This is a genomic window from Spectribacter hydrogenoxidans, assembly GCF_031846275.1.
GTDB classification, from domain to species: domain Bacteria; phylum Pseudomonadota; class Gammaproteobacteria; order Nevskiales; family Salinisphaeraceae; genus Spectribacter; species Spectribacter hydrogenoxidans.
Genome location: NZ_JAVRIB010000009.1, coordinates 111095 through 137808 on the forward strand (window position 1 = coordinate 111095; position 26714 = coordinate 137808).

Below are 26714 nucleotides of genomic sequence, written 5' to 3' on the forward strand. Positions count from 1 at the left end.
AGGCTGGCCAGTCATTCACGCCGATTTCCCCGGGAGCATTCCGCCCGCCCATGACCCTGCTGCTGCTCTATCTGGCCCTGGCCATCCTGGTGTCGTTCATGTGTTCCGTGCTCGAGGCGGTGCTGCTGTCGGTGAGCCCCTCCTTCATCTCCATGCTGGAACAGCGGGGTACCGCCAGCGGGGCGCGGCTGAAAAAGCTCAAGGACGATGTCGACCGGCCGCTGGCGGCGCTGCTCAGCCTGAATACCATCGCCCACACCGTGGGCGCGGCCGGGGTCGGGGCCCAGGCCCAGGTGGTGTTCGGCAACGCCTACGTCTCGATCACCTCGGCGGTACTGACGCTGCTGATCCTGGTGTTCTCCGAGATCATCCCCAAGACGCTGGGGGCCAGCTACTGGCGCCGGCTGGCCCCACCCGCCGGATGGATGCTGGAATGGATGATCCGGTTGCTGTACCCGCTGGTGCTGCTGTCGATGGTGATCACCCGCATGCTGGCGCGCGACGACGACGAAGCCACGGTCAGCCGCGAGGAATTCCGCGCCATGACCGAGCTGGGGGCGGAGGAGGGCATCTTCCGTGACGAGGAATCCCGCATCTTCCGCAACTTGTTCCGGTTCGGTTCGCTACAGACCCGCGACGTGCTAACCCCGCGCGTCGTGACCATGGCGCTGCCGGAATCCCTGACCGCGGCCGAGGCGTTCGAGCGGCTGACCCAGCGCCGGTTCTCGCGCCTCCCGGTCTATGCCGACGAGCCGGAAGACATCACCGGTTTCGTGCTGCTCAACGACATCCTGATGGCGGTGGCCCGCGACGAGCACGACACCCGCTTGCGGGAACTTCGGCGCGACGTGCTTACCGTGCCGGAAACGCTGTCCCTGCACGGGCTGTTCCGGCGGTTGCTCGAGCGCCGCGAACACCTGGCCGTGGTGGTGGACGAATACGGCGGCATCCAGGGCGTGGTCACCATGGAGGACGTGGTGGAAACCCTGCTGGGCCTCGAGATCATGGACGAGGGCGACCGCATCGAGGACATGCGGGTCGCCGCCCGGCGCCGCTGGCTGCAGCGCGCCCGCCGTCTGGGGCTGGTGGAGCCGGATGCCGATATCGACGACCTGCCCGGGAATCAGTCCCGGGAGTGATCGTCGGGGCCAATGAGTCCGGATTATGCTGCCTCGCTACCGACCTGAAGTGCCACCTGCATACCCGCGGCGACGGCCATGTTGACCAGAGTATCGAGGCTGAATCGGTCGATCTTGCCCCGTATCAGATCGGACACGCGGGGCTGGGTTACGCCGAATAGTTCGGCTGCCGCGGTCTGGCTCAGATTCCGGTTCTCGATGTGTGCTGTCAGCGCGATCATCAAGGACGAACGCAGCTTCATGTTCTCTGCCTCGGCCGGTGTGTCCTCGATGGCGTCCCAGACGCTGCTGAACTGCTTTTGAGTCATGGCTTTCGCTCCTGCATTAACGCCTTGAAACGCTTGGTCACCAGATCGATATCCCGTTTGCTAGTGCGTTGCGTCTTTTTCTGGAAGCAGTGCAATACGCAAACAACATCCGCGAATCTGGAGAGGACTCTCTGATTCATTCCGCGCGGCCTGCGCCGGCGTCCTTTGCGCGTGGCTGGCAAGGAATGAGGAGTGCAGTTTGCTGATTGCAAATAAGCGACGAATGACGCCGTCCAGGCGCGCGCAAAGGCCCGGCCCCGAAGGGGTTTGGCCCAAGCCACGCCACACCGGCGTTGCCCGGCTTGGCCGTGGGGCCTGCCACGGCCAAGCCGGGCGCCTTGTTGTGACGCGGCTTGGGACACAAACGCAGGTCGCGGGGAATGAATCAGAGAGTCCAGAGACAACGCGGAACTGCCCCGCCTCGTCTCGGATGCGAATCTCTTCGACACCTCGGCCCAGACTTGGCATCGGCTTCCAGTCGAATGGTTGCCAACCGCGCTGAAGTCGGTCGATCTGGTGACCGGCTTCTCGTCTCGCGCCACTCGGAAATGCGCGAAGTTCATCCAGCGCATCGCCACGGAATTCGACTGGCTTCAGGCTTTTCGTCATCGATCTCGATTATATAAAATAATATATAATCAAGCAATGATGACTCCCGCCGGGGCGATGATCTGATTCGTCGCGCCGGAACCCGGGCGAAGCGGGGGAACTGTATCGCTCACGAACCCAATCGGAATGAACAGGCCGGCTTCAGTTCGCCGCTTTAACCGGTTCGCGGCAGGTCGGGTTTGTTACCGACATCACACCCAAAGAAAAGGCGCCGCGATGCGGCGCCCTTTCTGTTCCCTCACCCTGGCTCTCTCCCGCGAACGGGAGAGGAGACGGGCTGTTTCGCTCAGTTCGATCCCTGGCGTCGTGCACCACGGCCGCGGTTGCCGCCGCGCTTGCGGCGGGGCGGGGCACCCGGGCGACCGGGGTTGCTGCCCGGACGGCGGTTGCCCTGCGACTGGCGGGGGTCGACTTCATCCTCGCGCTGCGCCACCTGGGCCTGCAGATCGAAACCCTCGATGGTCAGCACCGGGATCTCGCGCTTGAGCAGGCGCTGGATGTCGCGCAGGTAGGTCTTCTCCTCGCCGTCCACCAGTGCCAGGGCCTCGCCCTCGCTGCCGGCGCGGCCGGTGCGGCCGATGCGATGGATGTAGTCCTCCGGCACGTTGGGCAGTTCGAAGTTGATCACGTGGGGCAGGGCGTCGATGTCGATGCCGCGGGCGGCGATGTCGGTCGCCACCAGCACCCGTACCGAGCCGGACTTGAAGCCGTCCAGCGCCTTGGTACGCGCGCCCTGGCTCTTGTTGCCGTGCAGGGCGGCGGCGCTCAGGCCGTCGTTCTCCAGCTGTTTGCACAGCCGGTTGGCGCCATGCTTGGTGCGGGTGAACACCAGCACCTGGCGCCAGTTGTTGGAACCGATCAGCCACGACAGCAGCGCCCGCTTGCGCGACTTGGGCACGAACACCACCTTCTGGTCCACCAGTTCGGTCGGGGCGTTGCGCGGGGCAACGTCGATCTCTTCCGGGTTGTTCAGCAGGGTGCGGGCCAGCTTGCGGATGTCGCCGGAGAAGGTGGCCGAGAACAGCAGGTTCTGGCGCTTGGCCGGCAGCCGCTCGATCACCCGGCGAATGTCGTGAATGAAACCCATGTCCAGCATGCGGTCGGCTTCGTCGAGCACCAGCATCTCGATGGCGGACAGATCGACATTGCCCTGGCGGACATGGTCGAGCAGCCGGCCTGGCGTGGCGACGATGATGTCCAGCCCGCGCCGGAAGGCGTCCACCTGCGGGCCGAAGCCCACGCCGCCGAAGATCACCGCGGTGCGCACGGGCAGGCCGCGGCCGTAGGTGTGCACGCTCTCGGCCACCTGGGCGGCCAGTTCACGGGTCGGGGTCAGCACCAGCACGCGCGGCTTGCGGCCGCGCTTGTCACCGACGTCGCCCAGCTTCTGCAGGATCGGCAGGGTGAAGGCGGCGGTCTTGCCGGTGCCGGTCTGGGCGGCGGCCAGCACATCGCGGCCGGCCAGCACGGCGGGAATGCCGCGGGCCTGGATCGGGGTCGGGGTGGTATAGCCGCTGTTGGCAACGGCGGTCTGCAGGGTCTGATTCAGACCCAGTTCGGAAAACGACATTGAGTTGGAACTCCGGATGGGCCTGCAAACGCGCTTGCGCGCGGCGTCCGGCTCAGACCGCGATAGGGAATGATGCGCGTGGGTTCACGCGGCGGGATGGCTGAAGCATCGGCCGGGGGCGCCTGGCGGCGCCGCGGGAAGCTTCCGGCGCCGAACCGGCGGACGCCACAACCTGCCCGACGGAGTATATGCTCATGGCAGCATAATCACCAGCACAAATCCCGGGGACGTGACTCGTGGCCGAATCATTCCAGCCGCTGTCGATTGCGGTACTGACCGTATCCGACAGCCGCGACGACAGCACCGACAAGTCCGGCCGGCTGCTCGTGGAGCGCCTGCAGGCAGCCGGCCACGTCCTGGCCGAGAAGGCCATCTGCCCGGATGACATTTACGAGATCCGCGCCCGGGTGGCCCGCTGGATCGCGGACGACCGGCCGCAGGTGGTCATCACCACCGGCGGCACCGGCCTGACCGGCCGCGATGGCACCCCGGAGGCGGTCACGCCGCTGCTGGACAAGGTCATCCCCGGCTTCGGGGAGATGTTCCGGGTGCTGTCGTACCAAGACATCGGCACGTCCACCCTGCAGTCACGTGCGGTGGCCGGCGTGGCCAACGGCACCTACGTGTTCTGCCTGCCGGGCTCGTCCGGTGCCTGCCGCGACGCCTGGGACAAGTTGATCGAGAAGCAGCTTGATATCCGTACGCAACCCTGCAACCTGGCGGAGCTGATGCCGCGGCTGGGAGAGTAGGGCGGAATTTATTCCGCCTTGTCCACTCGCCGTATAACGGCGTGATGCCAACCGTGTTCGGCGCCCTGGATAAGTATGTCTGACGGCACTGCAGGCCGTGACACCGAATCGTATACTTGCAGGCGACGCTTACGGCGCGAGGATACAGTGCCCGAGGTCAGCCGCTTCTACGGCATCATTATTGCGCTTTATTACAACGATCATCCGCCCCCGCACTTCCACGCCAAATACGGCGATGACGAAGCCACGATTCTCATCGATACGGGGAAAGTGCTCGACGGTAGGTTGAGCAATCGTGCGCTACGGTTGGTCGAAGAATGGCGGGCACTGCACGCGAGCGAACTGGTGCGGAACTGGGAATTGGCCCGAGCGAGGTATCCGTTGAACAGGATAGACCCCTTGGAGTGACGACATGATCCCGAAAGTCACCTCAGCAAAGTACGTCGAAAATTACACGCTCTGGCTGGAATTCAGCGATGGCAGATCCGGCCTGATCGATTTGTCTGCAGAGTTGTGGGGGCCGGTATTCGAACCGCTCAAGGACCCTGCTACTTTCAGACAGGTCACGATCAACCCCGACCTGGAAACGATCAGTTGGCCCAATGGCGCCGATTTCGCGCCGGAGTTTCTCTACGAGCAGCTTGCTGTTGGCCAGTCGGTTGGAGAGGGCGCGACACATCCATGAGATACATGGTCGTCGTCGAGAAGGGCCCCGCCAGTTGGGGCGCATGCGTCCCGGACCTGCCCGGTTGCGTCGCCGCGGGCGACAGCCGCGACGAAGTGTTGTCACTGATTCACGAGGCCATCGAATTTCATCTCGACGGCTTGCGGGAGGACGGCGAGGCCCCGCCCGCGCCGCATTCGAGCAGCGAGTTTGTCGAAGTAACCGCGGCGTAGCCTGCCCTGTCGCCGTGGCCGGTCGGATGAATCCGACCCTACGGCCTGCAAAGCGCCTTGCCGTAGGGCGGAATTCATTCCGCCAGTGTGCCCGGCCCGGCCGGCGCCATGAATGGCGCCTTACGTTCCGTTCGGGGCAGGGCGCAATTCATTCCGCCTCACGCCAATGCCCGATCAGGCGGCCTTGTACATCTCCACCGACCGCTCGATTTCCTGACGTGCGGCTTCGTGGCCGACCCAGCCGTCGATGCGCACCCACTTGCCATCCTCGAGATCCTTGTAGTGCTCGAAGAAATGGGCAATGCGGTCCAGCGTCAGCGCGTTGAGATCCTCGACCGTCTTGATGTGGTTGTAGGCGGGGAAAATCTTGTGATGCGGCACGGCGATCAGCTTGGCATCCTCGCCGGACTCGTCGGTCATCTTGAGCACCCCCACGGGGCGTGAGCGGATCACGCAGCCCGGCTGCAGCGGCACCGGCATCACCACCAGCACGTCCAGCGGATCGCCGTCGCCGCAGAGGGTGTCCGGCACGTAGCCGTAGTTACAGGGATAGTGCATGGGCGTGGTCAGAACGCGATCCACGAACAGCGCCCGGGTTTCCTTGTCCACTTCGTACTTGACCGGTTCGCTGTTCATCGGAATTTCGATGATCACGTTGATGTCGTCCGGCAGGTTCTGCCCGCGCGAGACTTTTTCCAGGCTCATGCTTGCTCCGTGTTGGGGTTCGAGGGCGCGCGATGATACCGCAAAACGTGCGACGGATTGACGTTTGCCCCGGCCGCGCGCCCGGCCTACACTCGATCGCAGTCATCGCTATTTCCCAGTCTACGGGCCGGCTTTACCGCCGGTCGGGGGCCTTGTTGGTTGAAGGAGGAGTGCGACCGCCCACACGGGCATCGCGATAAATAATGACCTTATAAAGGAGTCGAGCATGACTGCGACGGTTCTGGTTCCGCTTTTGGGGATTGCCGGTCTGGCAATGGCCTTCTGGATGTATCGCCTGGTGCTGCGATACCCGGGAGGCGAAGGGAAGATGGCCGAGATTGCCGAGGAGATTCACACCGGCGCCATGGTGTTCATGCGCCGGGAATACTCGATCCTCGCCATCTTCGCCACGGTGGTCACGGTGTTGCTGATCATTGGCTTCCAGAGCTGGCACACGCCGCTGGCGTTCGTGGTCGGCGCGCTGGCCTCGGGCACGGCCGGCTACATCGGCATGTACACCGCCACCCGCGCCAACGTCCGCACCACCGAGGCCGCCCGCACCCTGGGCGCGGCGCCGGCCCTGTCGGTGGCCTTCTTCGGCGGTTCCATCATGGGGCTGACCATCGCTGCCATGGGCCTGCTGGGGCTTGGCTCCCTTTACCTGTTATTCGGGTCCGATCCGGCGCACGCCGAGGCCATCCACGGCTTCGGCATGGGCGCCTCCAGCGTGGCGCTTTTCTCGCGTGTGGGTGGCGGCATCTTCACCAAGAGCGCCGATGTCGGCGCGGACCTGGTTGGCAAGGTGGAGGCCGGCATTCCCGAGGATGACCCCCGCAACCCCGGCGTGATCGCCGACAACGTGGGCGACAACGTCGGCGACGTGGCCGGCATGGGCTCGGACATCTTCGAGTCCTACTGCGGCTCGATGATCGCCACTATCGCCATTGCCACCACGCTGACCGCCGGCGCCATCGCCGTGATGGGCCCGCGTGAACAGCTCATGTTCCTGCCGCTGGCGCTGGCCTCGGCGGGGCTGATCTGTTCGATCGTCGGTATCGGCATCGTGCACTTCTTCTCGGCCAACGCCCCCGCCCGGGCGCTGCGTTCCGGCACCATCGGCGCCACGCTGATCTTCATGCTGGCGGCATTCGCCGTGATCACCGCCCTGGGCATCAACTGGGCGGTCTGGGTGTGCGTGGCGATCGGCGCCTCGGCCGGCATCATCATCGGTCTGGTCACCGAGTACTACACCGGCGGCAAGCCGGTGCGCCACATCGCCGAGGGCGGCGAGACCGGGCCCGCCACGGTGATGATCCGCGGCCTGGCCGTGGGCATGGAATCGGTGGTGCTGCCGGTGCTGTCGATCGTGGCGGTGATCTTCTTCGCCAGCCTGCTGATGCCCGAGGGCGCCGGCGTCTACGGCGTGGGCATTGCCGCCGTGGGCATGCTGTCGACTGTGGGCATGACCATGGCCATCGACGCCTACGGCCCGGTGGCCGACAACGCCGGCGGCATCGCCGAAATGGCCGGCCTGGGCGATGACGTGCGCGAAATCACCGACGGCCTGGATGCCGTGGGTAACACCACCGCCGCCATCGGCAAGGGGTTTGCCATCGGCGCCGCCGGGCTGGCGGCCCTGGCCATCATCGCGGCCTACATCCAGTCAGTGGCCCGCCACGTGGAAGGCTTCGACCTCACCATGAACGACCCGCTGGTACTCATGGGCATGTTCCTGGGCGGCATCTTCCCGTTCCTGGTCAGCAGCATCTGCATGCGGGCCGTGGGCGACGCTGCCTATGAAATGATCAACGAGATCCGGCGTCAGTTCAAGGAAATCCCCGGCCTGATGGAAGGCACCGGCAAGCCCGACAACGCCCGCTGTGTGGACATTGCCACCAAGGCCGCCCTGCGCCGCATGGTGCTGCCGGGCGTGCTGGCGGTCGGCTCGCCGGTGGTGGTCGGCTTCGGTCTGGGGGCGGCCGCCCTCGGCGGCATGCTCGGCGGCGCCCTGATCAGCTGCGTGCTGCTGGCACTGATGATGGCCAACGCCGGCGGCGCCTGGGACAACGCCAAGAAGTACGTGGAAGAGGGTCATCTCGGCGGCAAGGGCTCGGACACCCACAAGGCTGCCGTGGTGGGCGACACCGTGGGCGACCCGTTCAAGGATACCGCCGGCCCGTCCATGAACATCCTGATCAACGTCATGGCCATCGTCAGTCTGGTGATTGCACCGCTGCTGACGCACTGATCCGGAGCCCGCTGCTTCTCAGCCCCTCTCCCGCGGGAGAGGGGCTGGGGAGAGGGCTGGTCGACTTGAGCACCGAACGATCCGGCCACTTCTGATGTCAGGCTACGGCCCGATGCCATTGATCGGCATCGGGCCGTATTCATTCGGCCGATCTGATTCCGGTGCTTAACCAACCCGCCGTCATCGCGAGAAAGCCCCGCGCCAGCGGGGCTGCCGCGGCGATCTCCGGCCGGATTAAGCCGCCACATGGTGCCCACCCGAAACACCATAGCCGCGTCGCTAATCCTTCAGCACCTGCTGGATGAAGATTCGTGCCGACAAGATTCGGGTACCGGCATATCGCCCCAGCGCCACCAGGTCACCCAGATCGCCGCTGACCAGATAGTCGGCCGAGCCGGCTTCCGCGATTGCCAGTATCCGATTGTCGTCGGGATCGGGGCTGGTCGAAACGGTGTGCGGCTTATCGATCAGCGCCTGGCCAGCCGGGCAAAACGGACGGCTTCCTCGCTGAGCCGGTCGATCTCCTCGTCATCGAGGTCCGAGAAGCGGTCCCTGAAGTCCTCCGTGGTCCGATCCAGGACACGCCAGCACACCGCCTCCTCGACGAAGCGCGATAGGTCGCCCTTTTTGTAACCTCGTTCAGCCAGGAAGCTGCGTACCTGCCGGTCCGCTTCGTTCGATACCTTGAGGTGCCAGCGTGTCTGCTCAGTCATTGGCGAATTAGGCGCTTGTGTGTCCAAGCGCATATTGAAATCAAGCCCTCTCTGTCGCAATCGATGATCCCACTGCGCGTGCTAAGCGCGTACTCTGCGGACGTGATGGTTTGGCCAGTCCGGTATAGTTAGCCTGGCTATTCCAAAGATGCCTGCGTCCCGATAATGCCCGCGCTCGGGGCCGATGGCCGCGGCATTGTCCGGGCACGAAAGCGGCGTGCGATCTCTCCAGCCATGACCAACGACAACCACTGGATGACCCTGGCCCTGGAACGGGCCCGCGCGGCGCAGGCCGAGGGCGAAGTACCCGTCGGCGCCGTCATCGTTCGAGATGACGAACTGATTGCAACCGGCCGCAACGGCCCGGTCGGCACCTGCGACCCCACCGCCCACGCCGAGATCGCCGCCCTCCGCGCCGCCGGCCGGGCACTCAACAACTACCGCCTGCCCGGCTGCACCCTGTACGTCACCCTGGAGCCCTGCCAGATGTGCGCCGGCGCCATCGTCCACGCCCGGATCGAGCGGCTGGTATTCGGCGCGGACGATCCCCGCGCCGGGGCCGTGCATTCGGTGGCCGCCGCGCTGGACACCGCCTGGCTGAATCACCGGACTACCTGGACGGGTGGCGTACGTGCCGAGGAAAGCAGCGGATTGTTGCAGGCTTTTTTCCGCCAGCGGCGCGCGCGGCGGCCGGCCGAAGCCCCCTAGACACCGCGCAAGCGCGCGGATTCACCGCGCCGTCATCGCGTTATCACCCACTGTTGAAGTCGCCCCGGACGGGTGGCGCCAAACATATCGCGGTGCCCGGGAACAACCCCCTATCCGGGATTATCACCCTTTCGAAGCGCTATCCGGTCGCCAGGCCGCCGGTAACTCTTTGTGCAAACGTGATTTTTGAGCAGTTCGGTGAGGGCAAAAAGCGTTTGCGCGCAAACAGTGTGACGCGCCTGGCTCGGCTACCCGGGGCCGCTGCGCGCGGTATCACCAGGGAGTTCGCGTGCCATGGTAAAAAAAACCCAAGAAGGGTTTGACTCGCGTAAAAAGCCATGCGTATATTGCTGCTACGCGAGATTCGCGAAGGGTCCCCGTTTCTTGGGGGGCGTTACTGTTTGGACCTTAGGGAGAACAGCCCGATGAGAAGTACTCAGTTCAGGTCATCCGAGAAGGGATGGCTTAGAGCTGCAGCCGCACGCATGCTTATCGCCACAGCGGCGGTAGGTCTGATTGCAGGCTGTGGCGGTGATGACAACGTTCGGAATTCAACAGGGGGCTCTAACAATCAGATCAACGGGCCCGTCGGCACCGTGATTGGTACTGTGCAAGACACTAATGGTCAGCCGATCCCCGGCGCCTCTGTGTCTGTGGGTGATCGCACGGTGACCACCGGTGACAGCGGTAATTTTGAGATCGACGACGTGCCGGTGACGAACACCGTCGGCACGAACACCGGGGCTACGAACAACCAGTTCATCCCGGTTTCGATTGTTCCCCCCGAGGGTTTTGCCGGTGCGACTGCAACGGTCAATCCGGAGGCGCAGTTCTTTAACGAGACACCGCCGGTTTCTGCACCGAGCAATCCCCCGACCACGTTTGTTGATGGCTACTCGGCCAGCGTAGGCACCATCCGCTTGCCGGCGCTGACGACCGAGGTCCGGGGTACGCTACGTGCGTCTGCGACGGGCAATGTTATCGGCAACGAGAGCATGAGCCTTGATTTTTCGGACATCGCCATCGATTCACAGGCGACCGATAACGCAGGCAATACGATTCCGGCTGAAGGCACGACCGTGTCCTACTCGGTGCCGTTGATCACAACCACGACCGACGCCGATGGCCGTTTCGTGTTCAACAACGTGCCGGATGACTCGTGCTTCGTGTTGCGCACTGTCAACTTTGTCAATCTGGGATTTCAGACGGGTAATCCCACGAACACCAACTTCTGTGACAACCCGAATGACGGTGGCAGCCCGGTAGACCTGCGTGGTGTGCTGATCTCCACCACCTCTGAGTCCAATAATACTGTCGAACTGGCCGGTCTGACCGCCACCGATGATGTGGACAACGACCAGGTTGGACCGTACGTAAGCTTCGTGTCAGACGTGCCCGTCCTCAACACCGGTGCTTCGCCCGGCAATGATGGCAACCGGGGCACCCTCTCCAACGGTGTCGATGGCACGGGCGGTATTGTTATCCGCTTCAGTGAACCGGTTGCGACTAACCTCAACGACAGCGATCTGATCGTTGTTACCGGTGATGCCCCGAACCAGACGGCCGTCGGTGCTGATCTGACGGTCACTGGCGCCAATGAAGTGACGGTGACTCTCGACAGCGCGCTCGATCCGGGGACCGAGTTCAACGTTTACATTCGTACCCAGGCCTTGCTGGATTCTGCCGGTAACCAGCCGCGGGACGACAGCCCGGGTGGCCCGAACGGCAACGAGCCGACGTTCGACGACGCTGGTGTAATGTTCGCCAGTGCCAGCCAACTCGGCGTTTTCCTGGAGACCTTTGAGCCGACGAACACCGTGGCTGATGCGGTCATGCTGGAACAGCGTAACGAGCAGGTTGACACGGGCGATCCGGCGGATCAGTTCCCGTTCCAGACCACTTCGACGCTCGTTGACACGGTTGATGACTCGTTGCTGAATAACGCGGTCAGTTCAACAGGTGCTGTCGAAACGCCGGGTGCTCAGGGCGAATTCAATGACGAAATTCAGAACCTGAACGCGGTCAACTTGCCGGATCCGAATGAGGATTTCTTTACCGATATCCTCCACGGCATCCTGTTTGGTGACTTCGACTTCACGCACGGCGATGTTGCTCGTGTGACCGTGACCCTGCCGACGGAAAACCCACCGATGGATGTGGTCATGAGCGTGCGTCGAAATAGCACGCTGCGCGACGTCCTGATCTTCCCGGTGGAAGGCCCGAACGGCAGCGCCATCAACGCTGGTCGCCTGGGCACCACCGCCCCGGATACCAACCGCTTCATCATTGATCCGAATGGCCTCACGTCCTTCGACGTGGTGATCATCGGCCGCAATGCTGAGCGGGTGCAGCCGAGTGATGTGTTGATCGCGACCTCACGTGCCGATGCTGGCCTGCTGGGTGGTGAGGCGATGCTGACGTTGGAAGACAACGCACCGCCGACCGTCACCCCGCAGCTGTTGGCGCAGCAGATCGATCCAAGTCTGGCCGTGACCACCGGTACTGGTGGTGGCGTTGTCAGCGGCGGATCGGGTGATCGCCATCTGTTCGTGTTCCCGGTGTCGCCGCAGGCCCTGGATAACCAGGATCCGAACGGCAACTACAACAACGACACCCTCCAGGACGAACTGGGTTCCACCAACTTCGACGAAGCTGGTGAGCGTGGTGCTCGGACAATCCCGGGCGTAACTAACGGTCTGTCCGTGTTCCACGATGCGACGTCGACGGCAGCGTTCATCGCTGAGCCGGCTCGCACCCTGGGCGTGTCGGTAACCGAACCGCTGGCGGCACCGCCGCTTCTGGCCACTCCGGCCTACAGCGGTGGCGCCAGCCTGGTGGACTTCACGAGCCAGAATAATGTGGCTCTGGAAGGCACGTTGGGCGGCGTGGATCGTACACATCTCGTCATCTTCGGTGCCGAGAACGTGTTCAATCTGGAAGCTGATGGCCGCGGTACGGAAGAGAGCATTCTCGACCTGACCGACACCATCGAAGACCAGAACGGTGTGGTTGCCGATATGGCCGCCAATGCTCGCGCCCTGGTGCGTGACAACAAGCCGCCGGTCATGACCTTCGCGTTCTATGATGGTCAGCAGGTGGTCTTCCGCTTTGACGAGCCTGTGCGTTTGCAGGGCCAGATCGAGTTTCTCGATTGTGGCGCTCCGACCGCTATCAACCTCGCCAATGCGGCGACTGACCCGACTGATCCGGCCGTGTTGTCGATGGGCAACACCCAGATCACGATCCCGACCGACAACCCTGCTGTCCCGAACGTCTCGGGTTGCTTCGGGGATGCGGATCTGGAATACGCCGAGGATGCGTACAGTGCGGCTAATCTGGCCGGACTGACCAACCTGCCGATGGGTGCCATTGACGATACCCCGGGGCATGGTGCTGTCAGTTACAACACCGTTCCGGACCGTGCCGCAGGCACCGTGTTCGGTACGGCGTTCCCTGACAACACTTGGGATGACTGGGCCAGCAATGGCTTGGGCATGGACGCGCCGATCTTCGCCATGGCAGATGTCGTTGGTCCGTTTGCAATCACTTCTGTGGTTCGCGGTTCGAACTACAGCACGGTTGCTCCGGGACCGGGTGTTGCCACCGATACGTTCAACATCGATATCACGTTCAGCCAACCGTTCTTCGTCACTGACGGTGACGCGGTTGACACACGTGATGATGTGAACGGTGCCGATGCTGATGAGGACGGCCCGGGTAACAACGACGGAACCGTGACTCAGGCCGAGTTGGTGGCGTGGGCTGCCGGTAAGTTTGAGCACTTCGATGCAACCGCAGCTGCTGCGAACCCGCCGACGGATGTCCAGATCCTTGACAGCAATGGTCAGGACATTACGACGGTGTCCGGCGACAATCAGGCTGCTCAGCGCATCATCCTCACCTTTACGCAAGCCAATCCGATTGTGGCTGGTGATCAGGTGCGGATCGTCTCGGGCAGTCAGTTGGAAGCCCAGTTCGATGCTACCAGCAATACGTTGGTCTTTGCCTTCGATGAGGGCACGGGCCAGCCAGCTGGCTCGCATGGACCTGCTGACGGTAACAACGAGCCGAATGAGCTTGCGCCGATCCCGCCGGCCCCGACGACCTACACCTGCCCGCAGGCAGGCCCGGTCGGCATGGCTGGTGAGTGCTAAGGCCTAGATAAAAAGTAAGAAGACCTTTGAGAGGGGGGCGAAAGCCCCCCTCTTTTTTTGTGGATGCGCCCAGCATGGGCGCACTCCTGCGGGTGGAAGTCCCGCGACGAGTTGGCCACAACGAGTGAAGCGAAGCGCAACTGCACGAGGGCGACCGAGTGTGGGGAGGAAGCGTGGAGCGTAATCTGCGAGCCGATGGACAAGAACCGGATACAAGGCGCTGCCGAGAAAGAGGAAAAGGGGTAAGGAAAAGGGGTCAGAGCCCTTTAAGAGAAGGATCGCCTCAGCCCATCCGGGATGCATTCGCCGCCCAACCCGCCTAATCTGGGCGTCCGGGGGCTAGGAACGCCGAGGGTGCATGCCACGAAAACCACGTTTCTACCTGCCCGGTGTGCCGGTGCATCTGGTGCAACGCGGGCACAGTCGCAAGGCGGTGTTTTTCGAGGATGAAGACTACCGGGCGTATCTGATGTGGCTGGGCCTGGCCGCATCGCGTTATGACTGCGCGGTCCATGCCTATGTGCTCATGACCAACCACGTGCATTTGCTTGCTACCCCCGCGAAGGCAGAGTCCGCGGCCCGGATGATGCAATACACCGGCCGTCATTACGTACCTTTCATCAACCACAAGTACGGGCGCAGCGGTTCGCTCTGTGGGAAAAGGGGTCAGAGCCCTTTAAGAGAAGGGTCGCCTCAGCCAATCCGGGGATGCATTCGTCGCCCAGAGCAAAAAGAGCTCAGAGCCCTTTAGGTCCTTTAGTTCAGGGAACGGGATCAGAACCCTTTAAGAGAGGGTCGTCTCAGCCCATCCGGGATGCATTCGCCGCCCAACCCGCCTAATCTGGGCGTCCGGGGGCTAGGAACGCCGAGGGTGCATGCCACGAAAACCACGTTTCTACCTGCCCGGTGTGCCCGTGCATCTGGTGCAACGCGGGCACAGTCGCAAGGCGGTGTTTTTCGAGGATGAAGACTACCGGGCGTATCTGATGTGGCTGGGCCTGGCCGCATCGCGTTATGACTGCGCGGTCCATGCCTATGTGCTCATGACCAACCACGTGCATTTGCTTGCTACCCCCGCGAAGGCAGAGTCCGCGGCCCGGATGATGCAATACACCGGCCGTCATTACGTACCTTTCATCAACCACAAGTACGGGCGCAGCGGTTCGCTCTGGGAGGGGCGCTACAAGGCCAGCATGGTGGATTCCGAGGCCTACCTGTTGGCCTGCATGCGCTATGTGGAAATGAACCCGGTCCGCGCTGCGATGGTGGCTGAGCCTGCGGCCTATCCCTGGTCCAGCTATCACTGCAACGGCCTCGGCCGGCCGGATCCGCTAGTGTCGCCCCATGCGTTGTACACGAACCTGGCGGGACAGCCTGAAGCGCGGCAGGCGGCGTACCGGGAACTGTTCGCCGCCGGACTGGACAACTCGACCCGACAGGCCATTCAGGCCGCCTGCCGGACCGGCACACCCCTGGGCAATGACGCCTTCCGGCAGCAAATCGAATCGGCGCTGCGTACCCGCGTGGGCCAGGCCCGCCGAGGCCGGCCGGCAAGGCAGCGGGATTCTTAAAGGGGTATCGGAGCTCTTTAAGCTAGTTGCCTAATGTGACGCGGGGGCAATCCTCCGCCGGGGCGACCGCCGCAGCCACGCCGCTGCCAATAGCATCAGGAGAATCAGCGTCGGGTCGGCTCGGTTCTCCGTTCCGGTGCTCAGAGTGCAGCCTCCGCCACCACCCCCGCCGGCATTGCCGCCGCCGGTTTCGGCATTGAAGCCCGGGCCACCGGGGTCGCTGATGACGCCGTTCGCGGTCATGTCGGCGTCGCCGCGGCCGCCGTCCTCAAGATGCAGCGTGACGCGGTTGCCGTCGATCTGCGCGCCGGTACCGGAGGCTTCGTCGAAGTCGAAGCGCACGGCCGGTGTGCTGCCGGTACCGCCAGCCGGATACTTGTAGTAGGCATCCGGGGTGTCCGGCAGGAACAGCGTCACGGTCGCGCTGGCGCCCGGTGTCAGCCCGGTGATGTTGAAGGCGAAGAAGCCGTTGTCGAACGTGACATTGTCCGGCAACTCGATGCGATTGAGTGCTTCCTCGGCACGGATGTTGGCGATGGCACCTGTGTCTGTTGCCAGCGTGACGTATCCGCCGCGTACCCCGGGCAACGAGGCCACCTCGGCCTGGGTGCTGTCCGGCACGCCGTCGTCGTTGCCGTCGCCGCCGTTCGGTGCGTTGTTCTCGGTGTTGTCTGCCACGCCGTCGGCATCACCGTCGGCCACGCCGCTGCCGACCAGCGATACGGTGACCTCGGGGTCGTCAGGGTCATTGGAGGCGATGCCGAAATTCTGCGACACGCTGCCGGTCGTCCGGGGGGCGAACTGCACCGTGATGCTGCAGCTAGTGGCCACGGCCAGACTGCGGTTGGCGCAGTCCTGTTCCGTGATCGCGAACGGTCCGGTGGGCATGTCAACGCTGCCGATCTGCAGGGAGGTGCTGCCGTTGTTGCGCACATCGATGACCCGACTGGCGGTGCTGCCAACGCCGGTGTCGCCGAAGTCGATTGCCAGGGGCGAGACATCGATGGCAGGTGTGGCCGGCTCCTGGCCGCTGCCGGACAGTGCCACCGTGATATCGCTGTCGTTGGACGGCACGGTGACGTTTCCGTTGAAGCTGCCGCTGGCCGAGGGAGCAAAGCCCAGCGTGAACTGACACTGCTCGCCCGCGCCCAGCGTGGCGCCCGAGCAGTCGTCGTCACCGGCTGGCCGGGTGAACGGATCGTTCGGCGCGCTGATGGTGCCGAGGCTGAGCTCCGCGTCGCCGTCATTGGTCACCGTGACCGGCTGCTGACTGCTGTCACCAATGGTGATCGAGCCGAAATCGATGCTTTCGGGGTCCACCGTAATCACCGGAGCAGGTTCGGCCGTGCCGTTGCCGGTCAACGCGATGTCGTCGCTGCCGCCGTTGGTTTCGACGCGCAGCGTATCGCTGGCGCTGCCGATTTGCGTTGGTGCAAACGATACGGTGATTCCGCAGCTGTTGCCGGGCGCCAGCATGGTGCCTTCGGTGCAGGTCTGCGAGGCGATGGAAAACGGTGCGTCCGGGGTGATGATGTTGCTGATGGTGAGATCGGCCGAGCCCGAGTTGTTCAGCGTGACTGTCAACGTGCTGTTGTTGTTCACGTTGACGTCGCCGAAGTCGAGTGTGGCGGGCGAAACCGATAGCTGCGGATCATTGCTTTCCGCCACCGCGCTGCCGCTGACATTGACGCTGGCGGTCGTGTCGTTGGAGGGGATGGTGACACTGTCGCTGAAGCTTCCGGCCGTGCTCGGCTGGAAGCGGATGCTGACATTGCAATCCTGCCCGGGCGGCAGTGTCTGACCGCTGCAGCTGTCGCCGCCGGGCGCGATTGAAAACGGCGCGGCCAGGCCGCCGATGCTGCCGATGTCCAGATCCGCATCGCCGCTGTTGCTGACCGAGAGGCTGCCGGTGGTGGTACTGCCGACGGTCCGCTCCCCGAATGACAGGCTGGTTGGTGAGACGTCGATCTGCGGAGCGGGCGGTGGATCGGCGCTGCCGGTGAGTGCCACGCTGTCGTTGCCGCCATCGCTTGCGATGTTGAGGCTGTCGCTGAAGTTGCCGCTGGTATCCGGGGCGAATTCAATGGTGATGCCGCAGTCCGCGCCGGGCGCGAGTACGCCGCCCTGGCTGCAGGTCTGGGATGCAATGGAGAACGGGGTACCCGGCGCCACGATATTGTCGATCGTCAGATCGGCATTGCCGCTGTTACTGGCGGTGACGGTGCGGGTATCGCTGGTGCCGGCGTCAATGGTGCCGAAATCCAGGGGGTCCGGCGATACCGCCAGTATCGGTTCCGCATTGAAGGTGCCGGTATCCGGACAGCTGGTGCCGCTGATGAGGTTCCAGCCGATATCGCTCAGCAGACAGGCGGACAGGCCGATGCCGTTGTTGACGTTGATGTCACCGGTATCACTGGGTTCCATCAGGGCGTTTGGCAACAGGTCCTTGTCCCAGTGCGAGACGGACGAGCCGCCCTGCACGGATAGCGGGGCAAAAAGCTGCACCAGGCCCGAGTTCGTCCCGTTCGAGAGGGTTGGCGCACCGTCGGCGGTGGTGGCAGGGCCGTCGAAGACGAGCTGGCCGTCGTTGGTGACGGATTCCTCGCGCTGGGAATCCGTCAGTGCCGGCCAGAACTGGCCGAGGTCCAGATCGAACACGAAACGGTCGAAAATGCCCGGCGTGCCGTCGAAGAAGCTGCCGTCGAAGTTATCGACAAATGATATGAAGCCGAGACCGTGAATCAGTTCGTGCGTTACGGTCGCCAGAAAATCCACCGCGTTGCCGGGTGCGCTGCCGTCGACGCCGTAGTACCAGTCGACGCCCTGGAGGCAGTTGTCGTTGTCGTCGATGTCGCCATTGAATTCCGCGCCGATCTCCTCATCCATCGGAATCAGATCCGTGCCGGCAAGCGCGTTGGCCAGGGCGATGGCATAGAAGGTGTCAGGTTCTCCGGCACCGAAGTTGCGGGATGAAGCGGTTGGCCCGGCCCGTCCAAGGGTGGCGCTGTTGCTGCTGCAGGACAGCGGCGCAAAACTCGCCCGTACCTCGATTTCGACGCTGCTGCCGAGTTTGTCCCCCAGGAGGTCTGCCGCGTACTCGAATGCGAACAGGCGCTGCTCACCCAGTGTGTTCCCGGGATTGCCGCCAACCGGACTGCGCGGCGTCGAATCGTTGAAGCCGACGCCTGCCGGGTCGTCGTTGATGACGGTAATGGTGGCTGCCTGCGCCAGCGCAGGCAGGCATGTTGCGATCAGAGCGATCAGGCACCGCGCCGCCATGTTCCGTCCAACTCGGCACCGGGTTAACGCGGATGGCTGTGATTGCATTACTGGCTCTCCCCGGGGTGTTCGATGACGACACTGCCGTCAGGCTGTTTGCGTGCCTTGAGTTCGGGCCAGTCTTCGGGTTCGTGAATCAGGATCGATGAGCCATCCTCACGTTCGATGATCTCCGGCGATCGTTTGCTGCCGCTGGTCCGATCGGCGGAAGATGGTTGTTCCGATTCTGGTGGCTCGGACAGACGCTCCCCGGTTTCCGGGTCGATGTAGATCTTGCGTTCGGCGGATCCGGATTCGGGCTTGGCGGGCGCCGGAGCCTCGGTCTGGCCGCCGCATGCCAGTAGGGCAATGGCGGCAGCAAGAAGCAGGGGAGTCGTTCTGAGCATGGTTTGACCTTCAGGCGGGTCGGTGGGCGGCGGGCTTGTGATGACCGAGGTATCGGTATATCGGCTTTTCAGTTCCTTGTTGAACCCTTACGCCCGCCGGGGGGAATTGGATTTGCCGTAACATTGGGCTAAATATCCCAAAAGCGCTGGCGTTGCAGCAAGCCATCAGTCAGCCGAAACCGGCTAAGTAGATACCTTCTCAGGGTATTCACACAAATCCTCGATCACGCAGGCTTCACAGGCCGGTTTGCGGGCCTTGCAGACATAACGCCCGTGCAGGATCAGCCAGTGGTGGGCGTCGCGCTGATAGGTCTTCGGCACCACCTTGAGCAGCTTGTCTTCCACCGCGCGGACGGTTTTGCCCGGGGCGATACGGGTGCGGTTGGATACCCGGTAGATGTGCGTGTCCACCGCGATGGTGGGTTCGCCGAAGGCGGTGTTGAGTACCACGTTGGCGGTCTTGCGGCCGACGCCGGGTAATGCCTCCAGGGCCTTGCGGTCGCGCGGGACTTCGCCGTCGTGGTTGTCGATCAATGCCTGGCAGGTCTTGAGGATGTTGGTGGCCTTGCTGTTGTAGAGGCCGATGGTCTTGATGTGCGCTTTCAGCCCTTCTTCGCCGAGCGCCAGGATGGCCGCCGGCGTGTTGGCAACCGGGAATAGCCTGGCGGTGGCCTTGTTAACACCAACGTCCGTGGCCTGGGCCGAGAGGATCACCGCGATCAGCAGTTCGAACGGGGTGTCGTACTGCAGCTCGGTGGTGGGGGCCGGGTTGGCCGCCTGGAGCCGCCGGAAGATTTCCTCGCGCTTGGTCTGGTTCATGCGGTGGCTGTGCTGGAGTTGCTGATGTTGCTGTCGCTTGTTCCAAGCCGCAAGGCGGCATGAATGCCGCCCTACGGTCTGGCGATGATACGGAGCCGGGCCGATTTCGCCACCATTGTTGTAGGGCCGGATTCATCCGGCCAACCGGTCGGACGTCGTTGTTTCTGCCTGGTGTGAGGCGGCATGAATGCCGCCCTACGGTCTGGTGAGTCGCCGTGACGCTGGTGCTACAGCAGGTATCCGGCCTCGCGCTGGTGCCGAATACCCAGTATCAGCACGGTATCGTGTTCCTCCTCCAGGCTGTACAGGGCCACGTAGCCGGTCCGGCCCCGCGAGATCATGAGTTCGCGCTCGCCGCCGTCCAGCGGGCGGCCGATCAGCGGGTGGTCGGCGAGCATGGCGACCGCATCGGCGATCAGGTCGACGGTTGTCGCGGCAGCGGATGGGTTATTGTCGTGAAGGAAATCGGCAAGTCGAACCAGATCGTCGAGCGCTGCTCGCGTGTAGGCTATCCGCGCCAATTTCCTGCCTTGGGCGCCTGTGCTGCCTGGCCGTGTGCCCGGGCGCGGGCATACGCATGCACTTCGTGCGCGTCATACGCCTCATTATTGGTGATGGCGTGCTCGCGTGCCGATTGCGCCTGGCTGATGAAGTCGGTGCGCTGCTCCGACGCGATGGTGGCGAGCCGCACGGATTCCAGCAGGAATGCATGCGGGCTCATCCCGCGGGCTTGCGCGGCGTGACGCACCCGCTCCTTCAGATCGTCGGGCAGCTTCAGTGACGTGGTTGCCATGGCGGACATCTTGTTGCCGTATAGGTGTTACCAAAGTAGCACCATGTCATGCGGGCGGCAATCCGAGTGGCTACGGTTTCGCCACCATTGTTGTCGGGCCGGATTCATCCGGTCAACCGATCGGACGTCGTTGTCTCTGCTCGGTATGAGGCGGCATGAATGCCGCCCTACGGTCCGGGTGGAATTATCGGTCGCGCTTGGCCTTGGCGCGGGCGATGGCGGCGGCGATGTCCGACCGGCGGTTGTCGCTGGCGGTCTGGTCGTTACCGCGTACGCGTCGGCGCCGGGCACGGCGTTCGGCACGTTCGGCCTTCAGGCGGGCCAGGCGCTGGTTGCGGGCGTCGAAGCGTTGCCGTGCCCGGGCGGCCCGGTCCTCGTCATCTGCGGTTTCGGGCGGCCAGTGGACCTGGCCCTCGCCGTCGGCGGCGGCCGGCATGTCGATGCAGTCCACCGGGCAGGCGGGCACACATAGCTCGCAACCGGTGCATTCGTCGGCAATCACGGTATGCATGAGCTTGGGGGCACCGACGATGGCGTCCACCGGACAGACCTGGATGCACTTGGTGCAGCCGATGCATTCGTCCTCGCGGATGAAGGCCACCATCGGCTGGGGCACTTCGCCGCAGTCCGGGTCGATCGGCTTTTCCTGGTTGCCGGTGAGGGCGGCCAGTTTCTGCATGGTGGTTTCGCCGCCGGGCGGGCAGCGGTTGATGTCGGCCTCGCCGCAGGCGATGGCTTCCGCGTACGGACGACAGCCGTCGTAGCCGCAGCGGGTGCACTGGGTTTGCGGCAGAAGGGCGTCGAGCTTGTCGGCTAGTGACACAGTACGGTGGCGCTCAAGATTGCGGAGCAGGTTCTTCCGCTCGCCCATCAAATATGTTGGTCAATCTCTCGCAGATTTGGCCAGTTTTCGCAACGCTTCGTTAACCGCCTCGGAGTTCTTGAAAACCGCGGCAACGTCAGGTTCGAGAAACACCAGATTGGTGTCGCGCCGGAAGTCGCGGTAATGCTTTCCGCGCTCGGCGGTCGAAAAATCGTATTCCGGGCGCATGGTGTCGTCGTCGGGCTGATTCATATGGGCGAATCTCTCCAGGCACGGCAGACCGGGCGCTGATGATACAGACGTCGGTGTAGGACAGGATAAGTATCCGGCCGACATCGTTTCTGCCTGGGCGTTAGTCGGCACAGGATTGTCGCTTGGTATATGCTCTCGATCATGTCCGAGCTCGACGTCATAAGAGAGCAAATTGCTTATCTCAAGTTCTGGCAAGGCGTCATGGTGGTTACCGATATCAGTATCATCGGTTGGCTCATCACAAGCGCTCACCGGGCCGGTGGCGTTACGGTATTACTTGCAATTCTCGGCGTGGCTGCGATCACGCTGGGGAACCTCTGATTTATTCCCCGCGACCTGCGTTTGTGTCCCAAGCCGCGTCACAACAAGGCGCCCGGCGCCGGCCGTGGCAGGCCCCACGGCCAAGCCGGGCAACGCCGGTGTGGCGTGGCTTGGGCCAAACCGCTTCGCGGCCGGGCCTTTGCGCGCGTCTGGACGGCGTCATTCGTCGCTTATTTGCATCTAGCAAACCGCACTCCTCATTCCTTGCCAGCCACGCGCAAAGGACTCCGGCGCAGGCCGCGGGGAATAAATCAGAGATTCCTTATTGTTCTGCTACACCGGCGTATCGAAAAGGCAATTGAAAGTTTGAGAGCGCTATAACGATGGAAACTCTAGCTGCTGTCGTGCTCCTCGTCGTTGCCCTCGTGTTTCTTGGCATCGCAGTGGACGCCACACATCATCCCGATGAATAACCTCGGGCTGCTGGCGCCTCGGTGGAGCTGGTTAGTCTGCTTTTGACGGATTGATCGGTCAGCGAATCTTCATCCCCGGCGTCGCCCCGCTGTCCGGCGACAGCAGGAACGGACCACCATCATCCCCGCCGGCGGCCAGCACCATGCCTTCGGATACCCCGAAGCGCATCTTGCGTGGTGCGAGGTTGGCTACCATCACCACCAGCCGATTCTCCAGCGTTTCCGGGGCGTAGGCGGCCTTGATGCCGGCGAACACCTGGCGTTCGCCCAACTCCCCGACGTCCAGCGTCAGGCGCAGCAGCTTGTCGGCGCCTTCCACGTGCTCGGCGCGGGCCACCCGGGCGGCGCGCAGGTCGACCTTGCTGAAGTCGTCGATCTGGATGGTGTTGTCGTCCATGGCGGCTTCGTTTTTTTTGTTCGAGTCGGTCGCGGTCAGGTCTTCCTTGCTGGCGGCCAGCATGGCCTCCACGGCGTCGGTATCCACGCGGGTGAGCAGCGGGCGGAAGGCATTGATGCGGCGGCCGGCGAGATCGCGGCCGGCATCGGCCCAGGTCAGCTCGTCCAGACCGAGGAAGGCCTCGGCGGCGGCGGCCGTGGCCGGCAGCACCGGTTTCAGGAATACGGTGAGCTGGGCGAATGCGGTGAGGGCGCTGGCGCAGATGGCCTGGAGCTCGCTCTCGCGACCTTCTTCCTTGGCGATGATCCAGGGCTGGCGCTCGTTCACGTAGGCATTGGCGTCGTCGGCCAGGGCCATGATGCGCCGCATGGCCTGGGCGAACTGGCGGGTTTCGTACAGTTCGGCGATGTCGTCGGCGGCGTCGGCGAACTGCCGGCACAGGTCCGGCCGGTCGAGTGCCTCGCCCAGTTCCCCGCCGAAGCGCTTGTTGATGAACCCGGCACAGCGGCTGGCGATGTTGACGTACTTGCCTACCAGGTCGGAATTCACCCGGGCGACGAAGTCCTCCAGGTTGAGGTCCAGGTCCTCAACGCCGGCGCCGAGCTTGGCGGCGAAGTAGTAGCGCAGGTACTCCGCCGGCAGGTGATCGATGTAGGTGCGGGCGCGGATGAAGGTGCCGCGCGACTTGGACATCTTCTCGCCGTTGACGGTGAGAAACCCGTGGGCAAACACGCCGTCCGGTGTGCGAAAGCCGGCCCCGTGCAGCATCGCCGGCCAGAACAGGGCGTGGAAGTAGACGATATCCTTGCCGATGAAGTGGTACACCTCGGCGTCGGAGTCCGGCGTCCAGTAGCCGTCGAAATCGCGGCCGGTGCGCTCGCACAGATTTTTCAGGCTGGCCATGTAGCCGATCGGCGCGTCCAGCCAGACGTAGAAGTACTTGTCCTCGGTGCCGGGGATGCGGAAGCCGAAGTAGGGGGCGTCGCGGGAGATGTCCCAGTCCTTGAGCCCGGCCTCGAACCATTCGCCGAGCTTGCGCTGCGTGGCCTCCTGCAGATGGCCGCCGGCGGTCCACTCGCGCAGGAAGGTTTCGAAGTCGCCGAGCTGGAAGAAGTAGTGCTCGGAAGCCTTCTCCACCGGGGTGACCCCGGACAGCGCCGACACCGGGTTCTTGAGGTCGGTGGGCTGGTAGGTGGCGCCGCAGGATTCGCAGGAATCACCATACTGGTCGGCCGCCCCGCAACGCGGGCATTCGCCGCGGATGAAGCGGTCCGGCAGGAACATCTGCTTGTCCGGATCGAAGGCCTGCGAGATGGTGCGCCGGGCGATGTGGCCGGCGGCGTTCAGGCGTTCGTAGATGTCCGCGGCCAGCGTGCGGTTTTCCGGCGAATGGGTGGAGTGATAGTTGTCGAACGACACCAGGAAGGCGTCGAAGTCGGCCTTGTGCTCGGCGGCGAAACGCTCGATCAGGGCTTCCGGCTTGATGCCCTCCTTGCGGGCCGCCAGCATGATCGGGGTGCCGTGAGCGTCGTCGGCGCAGACGTACACGCAGTCGTGGCCGCGCAGCCGCTGGAAGCGCACCCAGATATCGGTCTGGATGTACTCCACCAGGTGGCCGAGATGGATGGCGCCGTTGGCGTAGGGCAGGGCGCTGGTGACCAGTATCTTGCGGGACATGCAGGCTGTTTCGGGGCCGGATCAACCGCCGATTATGCCACAGGGCGCCTGCTGCTCCGGGGCGTCAGCGCTCGATCTGCAGGGCCCGGAAATTCACGTAGATCAGCCGCACCAGGGTGTATTCGAAGGGCGAGCCGGTCTGGTAGTAGCGGAAATCCTGGCGTTCGCGAGTGTCGAGTGCGTACGCGGTCCAGTAGGCCACGCGCCGGCCCGGGTTGCCGGATAGCAGCAAGGGATCGATGGCGAACTCAATGCCGAAATCCGCCGCCAGCCCGCCGGTGTCGCGCAGGGTGGACGGCCCCAGCAGCGGCAGCACCAGATAGGGGCCCGGCCCCATGCCCCAGGCGCCCAGCGTCTGACCGAAGTCCTCGTCGCGGCGCGCCAGGCCAAGGTCGGTGGCCGGGTCCATCAGGCCCGCCACCCCCAGCGTGGAATTGACCAGGAAGCGGCCCAGCGTCACCGCTGCGTCGTGGCCCTTGCCCTGCAACAGCGTGTTGGCAAAGGTGACGATCTCGCCGATGTTGTCGAAGAAGTTGGAGACGCCCTGGCGTGCCGGGGGCGGCGCCACCGTGCGGTAGACGTCCAGCGCCGGCAGCAGCACATAGCGGTCGGCCAGGGCGTTGAAACGGTAGACACGCTGGTTGAACGGTTCCAGCGGGTCATAGATGGCCAGGGGATTGGCGGTGGTGTCTTCCGCGTCGCGTGCCGCCGGGGTTTCCGGTTGCACCGTGGCCGGGGGCGGCGGCGTGCCGGCGCAGCCGGCCAGTAGCACCGCGAGGCAAATGCCGAGTAGGGCGGGATTCATCCCGCCTTGCCGATGCCAGATCATGGCCGAAAGAACTCCCGGATGGCACCGATCACGTCACGATGCGCGAGATTGCCCATGTGCCCGCCGTGGGGAAAGATCGTGGCCCGCTCGCCGAAGGTCCGGCGCAGGAAGTCGACTTCCCCGCGGTCGAGAATGATCTCGTCCGCGCTCGTGATCACGCCCATGTGCCCGGCGCGCTTCAGGTAGGGCTGGATGCGCGCCAGCCGGCCTTCTCGGATCAGCGCGTCGCGCGTGAGTTGCCGGCCGTCCTTGTTGTAGTAGGGCAGCAGCAGTTCGTCGATGTAGTCGGCGAAGGACATGCCGAAGGAGCGCACCAGATAGGTGTCGAGGCTGGTGAAGGTGCCGGGTTCGCGTGCCACCGGCACGATCACGCCGCTGTTACTGAGCAGGTCGGCGGCGAAGTTCATGTTGGCCAGCCACAGGCGGAAGGCCAGGCCGATGATGGCGGCGATGTCCTGCTCGCGGGTTTCGGTGGCGAGATAGGCCTGATAGAGGAAATCCTCGTTGAACTCGATCGGATCCTCGCCGGCATAGATCTGCCGGAAACGCCCCAGCGCCTGTTCCAGGAACGCCGGCAGCCCGGCGATACCCTGTTCCAGCCCGGTATCGAACAGCCGATCCATGCGGCGGACGGAGGCATACAGGTCCACTGCGGGGTTGATCAGCAGTACCCGCTCGAAGCCGAAAACCTGTTCCTGCCGATCCCGCTGATCGACGAACGCCGCCTGCAGGCCGCCGAGACTGTAGCCGGTCAGGGAAAAGCCGGTGATCCGGACGCGCTCGGGCAGGTCGTCGCGAACTGCCTGCATGAAGCGATATATATCCGCCACGTCGTTGTTCATGCGGCCGGGCACCGGATGGGTGGCCGCGCCCAGCATGAACCCCACGCTGGTGGGTGAGGGCAGGGTGACGACGTGATAGCCCTCGGTGTAAAGCGCCCGGGCGATCACATCGCTCTTGGCACTCTTGGCCCCGGCGCCGGTGCCGGCGAGGATGAACATCAGCGGGGCCGGTTCGTCCTGGGCGATCAGGCCGTATTCCAGCGGCACGGCATAGGCCAGTGGGGACGGCACCGGGCGTTCCACCAGCGGGGCCAGCGTTCGGGATTCCCGTGGCAAATCGGTGGGCAGGCTGGCGCGATAGGCCTTCGGGGTGCCCACCACGGTCGCGGCCAGCGGGTCGTCGATGGGATAGGCCCCGTCACCGGCTGCGGCACTGGCGGCCGTGTGGGCCAGCAGGCCGATCAGCAGCGTGGCCGCAGCGGTCCGGGCGTGCCGGCGGAACGAGACTGGCGGAAACGTCGGAACCATGCGGGGGACGGTCTGCCCTGGCGGTTTGGCGGTATCAAAACAGC

At 63.9% G+C, this 26714-nt stretch carries 26 protein-coding genes and 1 pseudogene; 11 read left to right on the forward strand and 16 right to left on the reverse strand.

Going from position 1 to position 26714, the window contains the following annotated elements:
* Positions 1-50 precede the first annotated feature (50 nt).
* The gene (locus RM532_RS10120; RefSeq protein WP_311653205.1) at positions 51-1139 is read left to right on the forward strand and encodes a hemolysin family protein; all 1089 of its coding nucleotides are present in this window, start codon (positions 51-53) and stop codon (positions 1137-1139) included.
* Between the two features lie 23 nt (positions 1140-1162).
* Here the strand turns inward: RM532_RS10120 and RM532_RS10125 are convergent, their stop codons facing one another.
* The 4 genes and pseudogenes from RM532_RS10125 to RM532_RS10130 form a co-directional block, all read right to left on the reverse strand.
* Positions 1163-1447, reverse strand: coding sequence for a helix-turn-helix domain-containing protein (locus RM532_RS10125; RefSeq protein WP_311653206.1), 285 nt, complete (start codon positions 1445-1447; stop codon positions 1163-1165).
* A complete protein-coding gene (locus RM532_RS15940) occupies positions 1444-1587 on the reverse strand; it encodes a type II toxin-antitoxin system RelE/ParE family toxin (RefSeq protein ID WP_423246891.1) in 144 nt (47 codons plus the stop codon). Before RM532_RS15940 ends, RM532_RS10125 begins: the two co-directional genes overlap by 4 nt.
* A gap of 259 nt (positions 1588-1846) precedes the next feature.
* Positions 1847-2056, reverse strand: a pseudogene (locus tag RM532_RS15945) (type II toxin-antitoxin system RelE/ParE family toxin); the annotation flags it as partial.
* A gap of 286 nt (positions 2057-2342) precedes the next feature.
* The gene (locus RM532_RS10130) at positions 2343-3626 is read right to left on the reverse strand and encodes a DEAD/DEAH box helicase (RefSeq protein ID WP_311653207.1); all 1284 of its coding nucleotides are present in this window, start codon (positions 3624-3626) and stop codon (positions 2343-2345) included.
* Between the two features lie 236 nt (positions 3627-3862).
* On the opposite strand from RM532_RS10130, the gene moaB reads away from it, so the two are divergent.
* From moaB to RM532_RS10150, 4 genes are all read left to right on the forward strand, one after another.
* Complete coding sequence (moaB, locus tag RM532_RS10135; RefSeq protein WP_311653208.1) at positions 3863-4375, forward strand: molybdenum cofactor biosynthesis protein B; 513 nt, start codon at positions 3863-3865, stop codon at positions 4373-4375.
* A 147-nt stretch (positions 4376-4522) separates the two neighbouring features.
* Entirely contained in the window at positions 4523-4783 is a 261-nt protein-coding gene (locus RM532_RS10140) for a DUF4160 domain-containing protein (protein ID WP_311653209.1), read from the forward strand.
* Between the two features lie 4 nt (positions 4784-4787).
* Entirely contained in the window at positions 4788-5060 is a 273-nt protein-coding gene (locus tag RM532_RS10145; protein WP_311653210.1) for a DUF2442 domain-containing protein, read from the forward strand.
* Positions 5057-5272 (forward strand): type II toxin-antitoxin system HicB family antitoxin, encoded by a 216-nt coding sequence (locus RM532_RS10150; RefSeq protein ID WP_349255300.1) that lies wholly within the window; start codon positions 5057-5059, stop codon positions 5270-5272. The genes RM532_RS10145 and RM532_RS10150 overlap by 4 nt, the downstream gene beginning before the upstream one ends.
* Before the next feature lie 174 nt (positions 5273-5446).
* Here the strand turns inward: RM532_RS10150 and ppa are convergent, their stop codons facing one another.
* Positions 5447-5977 carry an inorganic diphosphatase gene (gene ppa / locus RM532_RS10155; protein WP_311653212.1) on the reverse strand — a complete coding sequence of 177 codons (531 nt, stop codon included), beginning with the start codon at positions 5975-5977 and terminating at the stop codon, positions 5447-5449.
* A 226-nt stretch (positions 5978-6203) separates the two neighbouring features.
* Between ppa and RM532_RS10160 the strand changes: the two genes are divergently transcribed.
* Positions 6204-8225: a sodium-translocating pyrophosphatase gene (locus RM532_RS10160; protein WP_311653213.1), complete on the forward strand. Its 2022-nt coding sequence runs from the start codon at positions 6204-6206 to the stop codon at positions 8223-8225.
* Between the two features lie 467 nt (positions 8226-8692).
* Here the strand turns inward: RM532_RS10160 and RM532_RS10165 are convergent, their stop codons facing one another.
* Positions 8693-8938 (reverse strand): ribbon-helix-helix domain-containing protein, encoded by a 246-nt coding sequence (locus tag RM532_RS10165; RefSeq protein WP_311653214.1) that lies wholly within the window; start codon positions 8936-8938, stop codon positions 8693-8695.
* 165 nt (positions 8939-9103) lie between these two features.
* On the opposite strand from RM532_RS10165, the gene tadA reads away from it, so the two are divergent.
* From tadA to RM532_RS10185, 4 genes are all read left to right on the forward strand, one after another.
* Positions 9104-9646 (forward strand): tRNA adenosine(34) deaminase TadA, encoded by a 543-nt coding sequence (gene tadA / locus RM532_RS10170; protein ID WP_423246892.1) that lies wholly within the window; start codon positions 9104-9106, stop codon positions 9644-9646.
* A 485-nt stretch (positions 9647-10131) separates the two neighbouring features.
* Entirely contained in the window at positions 10132-13800 is a 3669-nt protein-coding gene (locus tag RM532_RS10175; RefSeq protein ID WP_311653216.1) for a hypothetical protein, read from the forward strand.
* A 358-nt stretch (positions 13801-14158) separates the two neighbouring features.
* Positions 14159-14551, forward strand: a complete 393-nt coding sequence (locus RM532_RS10180; RefSeq protein WP_311653217.1) for a transposase — start codon at positions 14159-14161, stop codon at positions 14549-14551.
* A gap of 124 nt (positions 14552-14675) precedes the next feature.
* Positions 14676-15371 (forward strand): transposase, encoded by a 696-nt coding sequence (locus RM532_RS10185; RefSeq protein ID WP_311653218.1) that lies wholly within the window; start codon positions 14676-14678, stop codon positions 15369-15371.
* A gap of 30 nt (positions 15372-15401) precedes the next feature.
* On the opposite strand, the gene RM532_RS10190 is transcribed toward RM532_RS10185, so the two are convergent.
* From RM532_RS10190 to RM532_RS10220, 7 genes are all read right to left on the reverse strand, one after another.
* Entirely contained in the window at positions 15402-18650 is a 3249-nt protein-coding gene (locus RM532_RS10190; RefSeq protein ID WP_311653219.1) for a choice-of-anchor D domain-containing protein, read from the reverse strand.
* Positions 18651-18697: 47 nt separating this feature from the next.
* Positions 18698-19036, reverse strand: coding sequence for a hypothetical protein (locus RM532_RS10195; RefSeq protein WP_311653220.1), 339 nt, complete (start codon positions 19034-19036; stop codon positions 18698-18700).
* A 183-nt stretch (positions 19037-19219) separates the two neighbouring features.
* Positions 19220-19855 carry an endonuclease III gene (gene nth, locus RM532_RS10200; RefSeq protein ID WP_311653221.1) on the reverse strand — a complete coding sequence of 212 codons (636 nt, stop codon included), beginning with the start codon at positions 19853-19855 and terminating at the stop codon, positions 19220-19222.
* A 227-nt stretch (positions 19856-20082) separates the two neighbouring features.
* Positions 20083-20376, reverse strand: coding sequence for a type II toxin-antitoxin system RelE/ParE family toxin (locus RM532_RS10205; RefSeq protein WP_311653222.1), 294 nt, complete (start codon positions 20374-20376; stop codon positions 20083-20085).
* Positions 20364-20648: a ribbon-helix-helix domain-containing protein gene (locus RM532_RS10210; RefSeq protein ID WP_311653223.1), complete on the reverse strand. Its 285-nt coding sequence runs from the start codon at positions 20646-20648 to the stop codon at positions 20364-20366. Before RM532_RS10210 ends, RM532_RS10205 begins: the two co-directional genes overlap by 13 nt.
* A 184-nt stretch (positions 20649-20832) precedes the next feature.
* Complete coding sequence (locus RM532_RS10215) at positions 20833-21519, reverse strand: RnfABCDGE type electron transport complex subunit B (RefSeq protein WP_311653224.1); 687 nt, start codon at positions 21517-21519, stop codon at positions 20833-20835.
* Positions 21520-21531: 12 nt separating this feature from the next.
* Complete coding sequence (locus tag RM532_RS10220; protein WP_311653225.1) at positions 21532-21723, reverse strand: hypothetical protein; 192 nt, start codon at positions 21721-21723, stop codon at positions 21532-21534.
* 141 nt (positions 21724-21864) lie between these two features.
* Here RM532_RS10220 and RM532_RS10225 point away from each other — a divergent pair, with 141 nt between their 5' ends.
* Positions 21865-22044, forward strand: a complete 180-nt coding sequence (locus RM532_RS10225; protein ID WP_311653226.1) for a hypothetical protein — start codon at positions 21865-21867, stop codon at positions 22042-22044.
* Between the two features lie 471 nt (positions 22045-22515).
* Here the strand turns inward: RM532_RS10225 and metG are convergent, their stop codons facing one another.
* The 3 genes from metG to RM532_RS10240 all read right to left on the reverse strand — a co-directional run bounded on the left by metG (position 22516) and on the right by RM532_RS10240 (position 26670).
* Positions 22516-24531 carry a methionine--tRNA ligase gene (gene metG, locus RM532_RS10230; RefSeq protein WP_311653227.1) on the reverse strand — a complete coding sequence of 672 codons (2016 nt, stop codon included), beginning with the start codon at positions 24529-24531 and terminating at the stop codon, positions 22516-22518.
* Positions 24532-24595: 64 nt separating this feature from the next.
* Entirely contained in the window at positions 24596-25360 is a 765-nt protein-coding gene (locus tag RM532_RS10235) for an MlaA family lipoprotein (RefSeq protein ID WP_311653228.1), read from the reverse strand.
* On the reverse strand, positions 25357-26670 hold the full coding sequence (locus RM532_RS10240) for a hypothetical protein (RefSeq protein WP_311653229.1): 1314 nt from the start codon (positions 26668-26670) through the stop codon (positions 25357-25359). Before RM532_RS10240 ends, RM532_RS10235 begins: the two co-directional genes overlap by 4 nt.
* Positions 26671-26714: the final 44 nt, after the last annotated feature.